At 35.5% G+C, this 11,762-nt stretch carries 15 protein-coding genes; 4 read left to right on the top strand and 11 right to left on the bottom strand.

Annotated features, from left to right (window positions below; genetic code table 11):
- Positions 1–130: 130 nt before the first annotated feature.
- From EL165_RS04960 to EL165_RS04920, 9 genes are all read right to left on the bottom strand, one after another.
- A complete protein-coding gene (locus EL165_RS04960; RefSeq protein ID WP_002979024.1) occupies positions 131–577 on the bottom strand; it encodes a KTSC domain-containing protein in 447 nt (148 codons plus the stop codon).
- 164 nt (positions 578–741) lie between these two features.
- Entirely contained in the window at positions 742–1,548 is an 807-nt protein-coding gene (locus EL165_RS04955) for a hypothetical protein (RefSeq protein WP_002979026.1), read from the bottom strand.
- A gap of 431 nt (positions 1,549–1,979) precedes the next feature.
- Positions 1,980–2,624, bottom strand: coding sequence for a DUF2306 domain-containing protein (locus EL165_RS04950; protein WP_002979030.1), 645 nt, complete (start codon positions 2,622–2,624; stop codon positions 1,980–1,982).
- A gap of 70 nt (positions 2,625–2,694) precedes the next feature.
- Positions 2,695–3,276 carry a GDP-mannose pyrophosphatase NudK gene (nudK, locus tag EL165_RS04945; protein WP_002979032.1) on the bottom strand — a complete coding sequence of 194 codons (582 nt, stop codon included), beginning with the start codon at positions 3,274–3,276 and terminating at the stop codon, positions 2,695–2,697.
- Complete coding sequence (locus EL165_RS04940) at positions 3,263–3,622, bottom strand: DUF4406 domain-containing protein (RefSeq protein WP_002979033.1); 360 nt, start codon at positions 3,620–3,622, stop codon at positions 3,263–3,265. The genes nudK and EL165_RS04940 overlap by 14 nt, the downstream gene beginning before the upstream one ends.
- 53 nt (positions 3,623–3,675) lie before the next feature.
- The gene (locus tag EL165_RS04935; RefSeq protein WP_002979035.1) at positions 3,676–4,266 is read right to left on the bottom strand and encodes a Crp/Fnr family transcriptional regulator; all 591 of its coding nucleotides are present in this window, start codon (positions 4,264–4,266) and stop codon (positions 3,676–3,678) included.
- Between the two features lie 7 nt (positions 4,267–4,273).
- Entirely contained in the window at positions 4,274–5,182 is a 909-nt protein-coding gene (locus EL165_RS04930; RefSeq protein ID WP_002979037.1) for a TIGR01777 family oxidoreductase, read from the bottom strand.
- A 24-nt stretch (positions 5,183–5,206) separates the two neighbouring features.
- Positions 5,207–5,551, bottom strand: coding sequence for a hypothetical protein (locus EL165_RS04925; protein ID WP_002979039.1), 345 nt, complete (start codon positions 5,549–5,551; stop codon positions 5,207–5,209).
- Positions 5,552–5,556: 5 nt separating this feature from the next.
- Complete coding sequence (locus EL165_RS04920) at positions 5,557–6,150, bottom strand: HPP family protein (protein ID WP_002979041.1); 594 nt, start codon at positions 6,148–6,150, stop codon at positions 5,557–5,559.
- A gap of 800 nt (positions 6,151–6,950) precedes the next feature.
- Between EL165_RS04920 and EL165_RS04915 the strand changes: the two genes are divergently transcribed.
- Positions 6,951–7,742, top strand: a complete 792-nt coding sequence (locus EL165_RS04915; RefSeq protein ID WP_002979045.1) for a hypothetical protein — start codon at positions 6,951–6,953, stop codon at positions 7,740–7,742.
- A 115-nt stretch (positions 7,743–7,857) separates the two neighbouring features.
- Here EL165_RS04915 and EL165_RS04910 read toward each other — a convergent pair whose 3' ends face one another.
- Positions 7,858–8,583: a polysaccharide lyase family 7 protein gene (locus EL165_RS04910; protein ID WP_002979047.1), complete on the bottom strand. Its 726-nt coding sequence runs from the start codon at positions 8,581–8,583 to the stop codon at positions 7,858–7,860.
- 170 nt (positions 8,584–8,753) lie between these two features.
- Positions 8,754–9,113, bottom strand: a complete 360-nt coding sequence (locus tag EL165_RS04905) for a helix-turn-helix domain-containing protein (protein WP_041461747.1) — start codon at positions 9,111–9,113, stop codon at positions 8,754–8,756.
- A 350-nt stretch (positions 9,114–9,463) separates the two neighbouring features.
- Between EL165_RS04905 and EL165_RS04900 the strand changes: the two genes are divergently transcribed.
- The 3 genes from EL165_RS04900 to hisS all read left to right on the top strand — a co-directional run bounded on the left by EL165_RS04900 (position 9,464) and on the right by hisS (position 11,759).
- Positions 9,464–9,796: a single-stranded DNA-binding protein gene (locus EL165_RS04900; protein WP_002979049.1), complete on the top strand. Its 333-nt coding sequence runs from the start codon at positions 9,464–9,466 to the stop codon at positions 9,794–9,796.
- 14 nt (positions 9,797–9,810) lie between these two features.
- Positions 9,811–10,266 (top strand): HRDC domain-containing protein, encoded by a 456-nt coding sequence (locus EL165_RS04895; protein WP_126358586.1) that lies wholly within the window; start codon positions 9,811–9,813, stop codon positions 10,264–10,266.
- Between the two features lie 122 nt (positions 10,267–10,388).
- Positions 10,389–11,759: a histidine--tRNA ligase gene (gene hisS / locus EL165_RS04890; protein WP_041461465.1), complete on the top strand. Its 1,371-nt coding sequence runs from the start codon at positions 10,389–10,391 to the stop codon at positions 11,757–11,759.
- Positions 11,760–11,762: the final 3 nt, after the last annotated feature.

Raw genomic sequence — 11,762 nt, 5'->3', positions numbered from 1 at the left:
GGAGTGGGCTTTAGCCCGCTTAAATTTATAACAGCCAATATTGGCTTTAGCCAAAACATAACATCCGGTTTTGGCCATAAAAAAGCTTCCAGTTTTTACTGGAAGCTCTTCAAATATTGTAATGAAAAAATTAATCTGCCATAACCTCTCCGGACTTTCTGTAAACGAAGTTTCCGTAGATATGTCTTCTTGCAAAACGGCTTGGGGAATCAGCATTAATCATTTTGATATAGGTATTTTTCGGAACACCCATATATTCGTAGATATTACCGTTCAGATGTTGTACCGTTAAAATCGATTTTTCAAGATAGAAATCCTGGATATTGGACTTTGTAATCGTTTCTGTATATTCTTCTTTATATTTTTCCTGAGTTTCCGGATTGATACTCACCAAAAAATGGTAGGCTTCAATAACAGATTTGCTCTTTTCTTCCGCTTCCTGCTTTCCTGCTTCATCATTAATGAATTTATCAGGATGGGTGTCTTTCATCACATTTCTGTAAATGGTCTTTAATTCTTTTAAAGTAACATTTTTATCTACGCCAAGAAGTGTTCTGTGCTCACCAATTTTTTTCATATCTCTAATCCTTATTTTCGGGGTGCAAAATTACGGATTTAAATCTGATAAACCATAACTTATTTATTATTATTTATTTGATTTTCAACTTGAAACAATTTTAAAACAAAAAACAGCACCCAATGAAAGTGCTGTCATATATTGTATAATGTAAATCTTAATTCTTATGGTTCATCACAGGTTCTTTTCAGTTTTGTAAAGATTTTGTCAAAATCTTTATAGGAAGTCTCTTCATTATCACGTTTTTGTCTGAAACTGCTGTTGGCACAGTTATGAAAACCTAAACCAATCATATCAATCAAAGCGTAGTCTTCTCTCTGAGGATCATTCATTTTAGCGTCAAATCTTGCCATTACGCCTTTAGGGTCAGCATTATTTTTACTTTTAAGCTCCGTATACATTCTCCATGCAGCATACATCTTTTCTCTGTCAGGAGAAGCGATGGCGTCAATCTGCTCTCTGCAGGTATCGTAATATTTACTGTTTTTAAGAGTTGAAGGATCAGAATAAGCAATGATTTCTTCCTTATTCAACTGGTATTCATTTTCAAAAGACTGGATCGTTTCTTCCTGAAGTTTTTTCCATCTTGGAAGATCGATCACTTTTATACTGTACAGCTCCTTTTTCTTTTCCTGATATTGTTTTTCAAGCTCTTCTAAATAAGCTTCTCTGTTCTGGCGGATTTCTTCAAGCTGGGAAAGCTTAAATACGGGACGGGTATCAAAAACAACGCCGTTGAACTGGTACAAAAGCTTGTTCACTCCGTCTATTTCTTCCTTTTTATATTTAGCCGGATCAAAGTAGCCTTTATTGTCACAATTGAAAGTCTGATAGCTGTATGGTGTCAGATTATTTGTTTTTGCAGGAGATTTTTGCCCCCATATAGTAATGGATAAGGCCATTGTAAGCCCGATCATCATTTTTTTCATGTACATACGTTGTTGAAAGAATCCGAATTTTCTGAATTTCATTGCAAAATTAAGGCTTTAAATTCAAAATCTAAAGAATTAAATAGATTTTCTCAATTGATTTTGCATTTTTTATACAGATTTTGTAGCATGGCTTTCATTCACGTTTCTCAGACGGTATATCATTTACTCCTCAATCCCGTCATAGCAGCGGGTACAGAGAATTTAATATGCTATAAAGCAGGGGTTCTTGTTGACAATTGCTTTTTAGGATTTAAAATAATAGATTTACATGAATTAATAAGCATCCATGATATATTATGTTTTTCTTCTCGGTATTCTCGCTGTTTTTGCAGGCATTTCTTCCCTGATTATGCGTTTTTTCGGTAAATGGACTAAGAAGAGTAAATACGAAACTTTATTTAATACTTTTATATTCATTGCTTCATTCTTTCTGATTTCATTTTTCAGCATTTATATTTTTCTGTCAAATCTTAATTTTTCCCGATAACGGAAGAGTTTCTTTTAAGAATTATATAAGCAATAAAAAGATTGATGAAAAGAGCAGCCCAGACATTCAAGCCATAAAAGAGCTCGTAATCATGACGGGTTTCATTGTATAGAAGATTTTTAATGATTCTGAAAGTAATTGCGGTGGTGGTCACTGCGTAGCTTAAAGTCATATACATCTTATGCCTGCTGACATTTCCTTTTTTTACTGAAATCACAGCAGCAATGGTAAAATACATCCAAAGCACATCTTGTATCAGAAATCCAGTAATCCCGATAAAACCTCCGTTTGAAAACAATCCCAGAACAAAACAGGCAGGAACATTAATGATCAGAATATTATAGACATATATTCTGCCAATGATCCTATGAAGGCTTTTGCTTTCCGCTAAAATCCGGCCGGAGAACTGTGTAAGACCAGCCAGAAGGCAAAATGTTATGGAAAAGATATGGACGTAGAAAAAAGCCATCCAGTACGGATTGTTGACAACCTGTTGTTTAAAAGCGAGAAACCCGGTATTTTTATCAAAAGAAGTGTATTGCAAAATCACTTTCAGAATCAGGATACTGAAAATGAAGATTAAAAACAAAGCTGCGGCTTTAAGGATTTTTATTCCCAAAGATTTCATAGATAAACTTTTCCGGGTAATGGCAGGTCTAACTTTCCAAAATTTAAATCATCGTTTATCAATCATCATTTTACATAATTCCTTTCAGCCGTAAGTGCTGAAGAAGCATAATCGTTTTAGCATCTTTGATCTCTCCGGTATCAATCATTTCCAGGCTTTTTTCAAAAGAAAGTTCAAGCACCTGTATATTTTCACCTTCTTCTTCCAATCCTCCGCCATCATTTATTTTCATTTCATTCGAATATTCTGCAATGAAAAAATAAAGAATTTCAGTTACGGATCCGGGAGACATATAGGCTTCAAATACCTTTTCTACTTTCGAAATCTTATATCCGGTTTCTTCTTCCGTTTCCCGTTTTATACAATCTTCAGGATTATCATTATCCAGAAGTCCGGCGCAGGCCTCAATAAGCATTCCTGTGGGATTTCCGTTGATATAAGTAGGCAGGCGGAATTGTTTCGTAAGGATTACCGTGTTTGAAAGTTTGTTGTAAAGAAGGATAACCGCTCCGTTTCCACGGTCATAAGCTTCTCTGCTTTGAGTTTCTGTAGTTCCGTCCTTTTTGCGGACAGAAAAAGTTACTTTATTTAATGTGTACCAGTTGTCTGATAAAATTTCGGTTTTAAGGATGGTAATATCAGGATTTTGCATATGGGATATCTTCTATGTTATAATAAATGGTTAGTCCTCTTTTTTTAGCTATTCTTACGTCCTCATCAGCGCCTTTGGATGCTCCTTCTATACGGAGTACTGCATCACATTTTTCGAGCAAGGCATGAGCCACGGGATACTGTATCTCCTGCCATGCTTCATCACCTATTTGGGTAGATCCCGCAAGGTGTATCAATGGTAACGCAACCCACTCTCCGATAATAGGAATATGCCCCTTTCTGAAGATAGGGAGCGCAACAGATTCAAGACGGTTAAGATTCTGCTGAATCAGTTGCGGATCATCATTCGTTCCGCTGCGGTAAGGTCCTGCAATAAGTATAAACATAATCTTTTTTGGGTAAAATAACAGAACTTTCAGGATAAAAAAAATAATATAGCTTAAGAGAAACTGTTTTTTTGTTTGTTGGATTTTATAAGGCTTAAAAATTCAGGAGTAATGCCTAAATAAGAAGCAATTTGCTTTTGCCTGATGCGTTTTACCGATTCAGGATATTTGTGAAGAAAATTAAAATAGCGCTCTTCTGCTGGTAAAGACAGGTTTTCAATCGTTCGGAGTTGCTCCCTGATATAAGCATTTTGCATCATGATCCGGAAAAAACGTTCAAATTTCGGGACCTTGAGATAAAGTTCATCCAGATGATTTTTCTGAAGCTGTAAAATACTGCTTTCTTCCAATGCTTCAATATTCAGCATGGCAGGTTTCTGATTGATAAAGCAATACATATCGGTAATCCACCAGTCCGCCACAGCAAACATAATGGTAGATTCCTTTCCCGAAGCATCCATATGAAAAGCTCTCAGAATTCCTGACTGAACAAAATTGATCTCTTTACAAACTTGTTGGTGCTCCAGAATTAATTCTTTCTTAGCCAGCTTTCTTTCTTTTAAAAGAGACAGAAAATAAGATTTTTCGTAATGGGTAAGCGAAATATGCCTGGAAATGTTTTTTATAATTAAAAGTTCTTCCATTATCCTCCTATTGCTTCTTTAACAGATCGCGTAAAGCCTTTTCCAGATCAGGAAACTTAAAATGAAACCCGGCATTCAGAATTTTCTCTGAAGAAGCTCGGGAGCCTTCCAGTATGACTGAAGCCAGTTCGCCAAATATCAGTTTTAAAACAAATCCTGGAACATTAGGCATCCATAATGGCTTACCAAGTACTTTCGCAATCTTTTTTGTAAGTTCTTTATTGGTGGCGTGCTGTGGAGAAACGGCATTGTAAGCGCCCTCAATCGTAGAATTTTTCAAAGCAAATTCATAAATAGAGCAAATGTCTTCAATATGAATCCAGGGCATGTATTGTTTGCCACTTCCCAAAGGAGAACCGATATAATATTGAACCGGAGGAACCATTTTCTTTAAAGCTCCATCCTTTTCAGAAAGAACTACAGCTGTCCGTATTTTGACAACTCTTTCTGCCAGTTCCTGTTCTTTAAAATCATCTGCAGCTCTTTCCCATAAAACAACTACTTCACTTAAAAAATCATTGCCGGGCGGATCGGTTTCCACATCAATTTTTTCTGAAGTCTTTGTACCGTAGAAATTAATTCCTGAAGCTGAAATAAAAGATTTTAATTTAATCTTGTTTTTTCTTAAAGTGGTTCGAAGTAGTTCCGCAGAATCTACACGGCTAGAGATCAGTTCTCTTTTTCTTTCCGGCGTCCAGCGCTTCTCTGAAATATTGGCTCCTGCAAGATGAATGATGTGGGAAACATTGTCAAAGGCAGTTTCATCCACCGTTCCTTTTTTAATGTCCCATTCATATTCATTTTCTTGCTTCCTGTGCCTGGTCAGAAACCTGATTTCATAGTCTTGACCTATTTTTTTTGCCAGTTCTTTGGCAATCATACCACCGGCTCCGGTAATCAGAACAACTTCTTTCATAATAATATTGTTAAGGTGTAGTTTTTATGCCTGATTTTTTACAATCAGTACAAAGTCATCTTCCAGCAGTTTATAACCGTAATCATAAATAAACTTGTATTCAGAACCGTTTTTATAGACTTTCAGATTGGTAAAATAATCAAAATCAAAACCCAAGCCATCCAGCCGGGATTTGGGTACTTTTGTTTTACCGTCTGTGTTAATCTCCATAAGGATGCGGTAATTTTTGCGGAGTTTGTTATTCACATTCCGCATCAGATTATTAGAATCCTTATTCTGCTTATTGTTATAGGCGTTCCGGCAGGCATCATTACAGAACTTTTTATCAGACCTTCCGATGATTTTTTCGCCGCATTCCAGACAATTCATGATCTTTATTTTAGGTGATGTGTGTGTCTTTTTTTTAGCAGTTTCTTAAACCTGCTGTGGGTAGGGTAGCTTCTGTTGGGCGTAATGTTATTAAAGAACAAAGCCACAAGCAGAAGAATAATGCATCCTGAAAGAACAGGGGAGACTACATACCAATACCCTAATTCAGGGATTTTGCCCGTAGAGCTTACAGCAATGAGAGCGGTAGCACCTCCAGGTGGATGCAATGTCTTTGTATACTGCATCAGCACGATAGAGAAAGCCACTGCCAGAGGTGCCGAAAGCCAGATAATATGAGGAACAAACTGATAAACAGTAACTCCTACGAGTGCCGATAAAACATGGCCGCCTATAAGGTTTCTGGGCTGTGCCAACGGACTTTGTATGGCTCCGTAAATAAGAACACTTGAAGCTCCGAAAGAACCGATGAGGAAAATATTTTCAGTTTCGGCCAGTGAATGAGACTGGATAAATGCAATAATTCCGATCCCAAAAAACGCACCTAAAAATGACCAGAAATGCTCTTTATAATCAACAAGCGTTTCCTTATAGATTACGTACTTTGAAACTCTGAATGTTCTTTTTATACTCTTCTTCATTTAGTCTTCTTTATTTTTTATAATTTAAATTAAATTTTCTACAAATGTTGCATATTACGTTCTGTCTTCACATACCAAAGCATAACGGTTTTAAACAAAGATCACAGCAATTCCTCCAGATCATCATCACAATTCCATGTTATAATACAGTCGCTTTTTTTGACCATATTTAACAATCTATGCTGCATTTCTGAAATCTTTATCAAAGTACATGGAGTATTCCGGAGCCTCGGGCCTGAAAACATTCTTAGAGTTAATTCTTTTATGAAAATCAAATTTTGTAAGCCAGTCCGGAAGTGTTCGAACACCGGATTCTGTCTTATCTTTCTTTTGGTAAGTCCCAGATCGAGAGGAAACTCAAAAATATTGATATTCCTTTTCATAAAGAATTTTCACAAAGATACGCAATTATCCATTTGTAAATGACTAGCTGTGAGATATACAGCTATTTTATTGAAACAAATTCATCTTTAGAATGAATTAACTCTTAACTTCTGAAATACAGTAAATTATTTAAAAAATGGAACTGATTTGAGAATATTCTGATGACTATGGTAGTTCATTTTATGAAAAAAGGCCTAATTTATTTATTAAAATTATTCTTCTGAATATTCAAGCCTGTATTTTGTTTAATTTTCTATATTTTGAAAAATTCAATGTTTATCAATGTTTTAAAATATTTTTTTATTCATAATATATTATTGTTTGTAACTATCTTGTTTTCATGCAAATAAATTGAATTTTTATTTCACGGTATTGTGGTTTTTTGTAATTTTGAGATAACATTCAAAAAGCAAACCATGAAAAAATCCAATTTATTGATGAGTATTGTATGCTCTTCCTTCTTGTCTGCACAGGTTGGGATTAATACAACCTCTCCACAAGGAGTTTTAGATGTAACCTCATCCAATTCGGCAGTTGTGTTAACCAGAAATGCCAACCCTCCGGCAAATGTAACCACACCCACAGCGGGAATGGTCATCTACGATTCTACAAATAAGACCCTAAGGTACTACAACGGGACCCAGTGGAGTACGGTAATTTCTTCGCAGACCTTAACAACAGCTAATGAAGGCGTTGTAAAACTGAATAGCGGGGCAGGTGTGAAGCCTTCATTCGCATTCAGATCTTCCGGCGGAGTTCCATTAATGACTTATGAAAACATTGTTTACCAGACCCCGATGAATATTGTGACAGACTTTGCAGCTCCTCCTACAACTACCTGGCCGGAAAATATTCTCAATCCGGTACCCGGGGACATATATAATCCTACTACGGGACGGTTTCTGGAAAACCCTATTGCAGGGCAGGTTCATATGTGGAGGGTTATTGTAAGCTATGCCAATAAAAATAATGGTTCCGTTGCATTTGTGACAGTAAACCTCTCAAATCCTGTACCTCCTTCCACATTCTCCATAGATCAGACAGCTGTTGCGCCCAATGGGGTAACATCCGGAAATCTGGTTTTTTATCTGGTGAGTGTTGCAGATCCTTTATCTATCGGCAGCGGATATCTTATTAAAATAAAATCTGATACTTCATTAGATGCCACTATTGATAGTATAACAAGGATTTCTCAAGCCAAAGATTAATCTCATTATTTAAAGCTTATTAACCGACTGACCATTGAATGAGAAACGTATAAAATTCCAATTCTAAGTTAGATGATTAAGTGAAAGGTACTCATTAGTTGCTTGAGTGCCTTTTTTATTCTGATATTCTGATATCGTAAATAGCAGTCAGGCCTGAAGTTACAGGAGATTGGTTGTTGTCCTGCAGATAATTTCCTGCCTTGAAATAAACGGATTCTGTTTTCCAGCTGTCACCAAAATGAAAAGAAACAGTCTGCTGGTTTACCGTTACTAAGACATCAGCATTGTTTTGTTGAATACTGTAATCAAATGTTTGATCTAAAGAAACATTTTTCAGAAGCGTAATTCTTTCTTCTTTGTCATTAACTTCTTTTTTGAAGCCAGCCTGAATTTCACCATTATTCCACCAGATTTTTAAAGCTTCGGTGCCTTTGGAATGCCCATGAATCTGACCAATAATAATTTTTCCGGTTCCAGGTTGCTGCAAAACAGCCATTTTTACACGTAAACTATGTTGATTTTCAAAATTCCATTCTTTTATCTGGCGCAATTCTGTTCTTGGAAAATGTGAACCTTGGGTCGTTTTGCCATTAGAAGAACAAAAGAAACGTATGCTGCTATCCTGAGGAGAAAAATAAAAGTTATCGGAGGAGAATTGTTCAATATCAGATCCTTTAATAATCGTAATGGAATTATTTTTAGGAATAGGCAGTTGCAGATCAAATCTACTCAGATCAAATTGATGAGGAACTTTCGTATAAGTATTTTTTTGTGCTGAAGAGAGCACGGGAAACAATAAAAATGCGGTGTATGCTGCGAGAATTTTAAAATGATTTCTCATACAAAGGAAATTATGCCGGAATAACCTAAACGAATTTAGAACTTTTGTTGAATAATATTCCCGATAAATAATTAAGAAAATATTAAAAATTACTTTACCAGATGTCTGAAAAAAGAAAGTCAGAATAAGTAATAACCCATTCTGACTTCAATATATTTTTAGCAATAATTTTATTTTTTCAGTCTTTCAATTTCCTCTTTCAAAAGCCCAATATATTCCTGCATCGTTTTAATAATTTCTATGCTTAATTCATTGCTGATGTTAGTAGTATTATTATTACCAATATTTGCTAGAGAGCTATCATTAAATATAGGATTCTCGACAACAAATTTTACTTCCTCTTCTTCGTAAATTTCTTCAACCGGAACCTCTAGAAATTTAGCAAGTTTGCTCCATTCTGTCTGTGTAATAGATACAGTACCACTTTCTTTTCTGCTGTAATTGGAGACATCAGTGGGGATTACCTCAGCCATTTGCTGCTGGGTAAAGCCTTTCATCTTTCTTACTGTACGAAGTTTTTCTTTTTGCATATCAGACATTTTTACAAATTTGCAAAAAAAAATTAAATTAAATAGAAAAAAATCCTCGTTCATACTTCTGTTTTTCTGTGTTTTTGAATGGAGAAGAATATTTTTGGATATGTTTTTGTTTCATTAAATTTTTAATTAAAAAGCAGAAATTATTGCCTTTTAATCCAGATGAATCCTGTTTTATACAGAATTCTTTTTGTTTCTGTATCCGTTTACAAACGACTACAAACGGATTTAAATAGTTTATAACCGACTGTGATATCAGAACATCGCAATCTTTGCAAAAGAGATTTGAGAAAAACAGTGAACGTCTCTTATCTGAATTTATTAATCTTTAAAATCTAAAAGCTATGTCACTAAGAAACAAAGTAACATTAATTGGTTACACAGGAAAAGAAGTTGAAATGGTAAACTTCGACAACGGAAATGTAAAAGCAAGTGTATCCTTAGCTACCAGTGATCATTACACGAATGCCAAAGGAGAAAAAGTAGAAGAAACGCAATGGCACAACCTTATTGCCTTTGGAAAAACAGCAGAAATTTTTGAAAAATATGTTCCCAAAGGAAAAGAAATTGCCGTAGAAGGAAAGCTTACCTACAGATCATATGATGACAAGGATGGGGTGAAGCGGTATATCACAGAAATTCGTGTAGATGAGATCCTATTATTAGGAGGTAAATAATTCTAAAAACACAAATGATGAAAGTAAAAGTTTTTAAAATCAGGATTCCTGAAGAATTTCTCTACAAAGATCAGAAAATGCTGGATGATTTTCTGGAAGCCAACGAAATTATGAAAGTAGAAACAGCTTTTGTAAGTGAAGAGCGCTACTGGTCTGTAATATTGTACTTTGAAGACTTAAAGCCTGCAAAAAATACAGTAAAAGAACCGAAGACCGTAAAATACTCTGCCGAAAGCGAAACTTTGAATATGGATGAAGAAAAGATACTGGATGCTTTGAAGCTCTGGAGATCAGAAAAAGCAAAAGAACAGAATCTTCCCACTTATTTCATTGCCAGCAATAAAGAGCTGGTCTCTGTAGCGAAGTATAAACCTGCTAAAAAAGAAGAATTACTGGAGATTAAAGGGTTCGGGAAACATAAAATTGAAAATTATGGTGAAGAAATTCTCGAAATTCTTGAAAGCATATGATTTTTTGAAATAATTGATAACACAACAAGAAAAGCTGAAGGAAGATTTTCTTCAGCTTTTTTATGCTGTGTAAAGTCCCTGCAATTCCTTACTTTTGCATTTATCAAAATGACATACAAGAAATGAAGCCAAGTTTAGCAAAAGGGACGAGAGATTTTACGGCACAGGAAGTTTCCAGAAGAAAATATATCATCAATATATTACAGAATAATTTTGAATTATTCGGGTTTCAGCCATTGGAAACGCCAAGTTTTGAAAATCTTTCTACACTTACAGGAAAATACGGAGAAGAAGGTGACCGCTTGATTTTTAAAATTTTAAATTCAAGTATCAATGAAGCAAAAGAAGAGAAAAAAACTCAGATGCTTCATGATTTCCAAAAAGCATTGGAAAAACCATTCAGTGCAGAAAGCCTTACTGATAAAGCTCTTCGCTATGACCTTACCGTACCTTTTGCAAGATTTGTAGCAATGAACCATGGGAAACTGACTTTTCCGTTCAAACGTTCGCAAATTCAACCGGTTTGGAGAGCAGACAGACCTCAGAAAGGAAGATTCAGAGAATTCTATCAGTGTGATGCAGATGTGGTGGGAAGTGAAAGCTTATTACAGGAAGTAGAGCTGGTTCAGTTATATTTAAAATCATTTGCTGATCTGAAAGTTCCTGTTACGATTCATATGAATAACAGGAAAATCCTTTCCGGTTTGGCAGAATATGCCGGAATCACAGATAAACTGATTGACTTCACGGTGGCATTGGATAAACTGGATAAAATTGGCAAAGACGGAGTGGTGAAAGAATTACTGGAAAGAGAAATTTCTCAGGAATCTATCGATAAATTAGACTTTTTATTCAGCCAATCTGATGATGCACTGGAAAATCTTCTTCAACTGAAAGAGAAATTTGCAGGAAATGAAATCGGTCTGAAAGGAGTAGAAGAACTGGAGTTTGTTCTTACCCAGTCTCTGAACCTTGGTGTTGATATCCAAAATCTGGTATTCAATATTACATTGGCCAGAGGTTTAGATTACTATACAGGAGCCATCTTTGAAGTGAAGGCAGATGAGGTTGCTATGGGATCCATCGGGGGAGGTGGAAGATATGATAACCTGACTGAAGTTTTTGGAGTGAAGAATATTCCGGGGATAGGAATTTCATTCGGATTAGACAGAATCTATCTTGTAATGGAAGAATTGAATCTTTTCCCTGAAGAAGCGTCAGCCAAAATAGAATATCTGTTTGCTAACTTTGGAGGTGACGGTGTAACGGAAGCTTTAAAACTAATGATGCAGCTAAGAGCAAAAGGTATTTCGGCAGAATTGTATCCTGAAAATGCGAAAATCAACAAACAGTTTACTTACGCAGAAAAGAAAGGCATAAAGAATCTTGTTTTCCTTGGTGAAGAAGAAATTAAAAATAATACAGTTACTTTTAAAGATCTGGAAGCCGGAGTACAGAAAACGGTTTCATTAGAAGAATTTTTAGGAGAATAATTT

The sequence above is a fragment of the Chryseobacterium gleum genome, from assembly GCF_900636535.1.
Classification (GTDB): domain Bacteria; phylum Bacteroidota; class Bacteroidia; order Flavobacteriales; family Weeksellaceae; genus Chryseobacterium; species Chryseobacterium gleum.
This window is presented reverse-complemented; position numbering and strand designations above follow the sequence as displayed.

Coding starts and splice junctions, on each gene's coding strand:
- EL165_RS04910 (WP_002979047.1), bottom strand. CDS start 8,583: ATGAGAAATCATTTTAAAATTCTCGCAGCATACACCGCATTTTTATTG.
- EL165_RS04950 (WP_002979030.1), bottom strand. CDS start 2,624: ATGAAATCTTTGGGAATAAAAATCCTTAAAGCCGCAGCTTTGTTTTTA.
- EL165_RS04920 (WP_002979041.1), bottom strand. CDS start 6,150: ATGAAGAAGAGTATAAAAAGAACATTCAGAGTTTCAAAGTACGTAATC.
- EL165_RS04915 (WP_002979045.1), top strand. CDS start 6,951: ATGAAAAAATCCAATTTATTGATGAGTATTGTATGCTCTTCCTTCTTG.
- EL165_RS04930 (WP_002979037.1), bottom strand. CDS start 5,182: ATGAAAGAAGTTGTTCTGATTACCGGAGCCGGTGGTATGATTGCCAAA.
- EL165_RS04900 (WP_002979049.1), top strand. CDS start 9,464: ATGTCACTAAGAAACAAAGTAACATTAATTGGTTACACAGGAAAAGAA.
- nudK (WP_002979032.1), bottom strand. CDS start 3,276: ATGCAAAATCCTGATATTACCATCCTTAAAACCGAAATTTTATCAGAC.
- EL165_RS04895 (WP_126358586.1), top strand. CDS start 9,811: ATGATGAAAGTAAAAGTTTTTAAAATCAGGATTCCTGAAGAATTTCTC.
- EL165_RS04925 (WP_002979039.1), bottom strand. CDS start 5,551: ATGAATTGTCTGGAATGCGGCGAAAAAATCATCGGAAGGTCTGATAAA.
- EL165_RS04955 (WP_002979026.1), bottom strand. CDS start 1,548: ATGAAATTCAGAAAATTCGGATTCTTTCAACAACGTATGTACATGAAA.
- EL165_RS04935 (WP_002979035.1), bottom strand. CDS start 4,266: ATGGAAGAACTTTTAATTATAAAAAACATTTCCAGGCATATTTCGCTT.
- EL165_RS04940 (WP_002979033.1), bottom strand. CDS start 3,622: ATGTTTATACTTATTGCAGGACCTTACCGCAGCGGAACGAATGATGAT.
- hisS (WP_041461465.1), top strand. CDS start 10,389: ATGAAGCCAAGTTTAGCAAAAGGGACGAGAGATTTTACGGCACAGGAA.
- EL165_RS04960 (WP_002979024.1), bottom strand. CDS start 577: ATGAAAAAAATTGGTGAGCACAGAACACTTCTTGGCGTAGATAAAAAT.
- EL165_RS04905 (WP_041461747.1), bottom strand. CDS start 9,113: ATGCAAAAAGAAAAACTTCGTACAGTAAGAAAGATGAAAGGCTTTACC.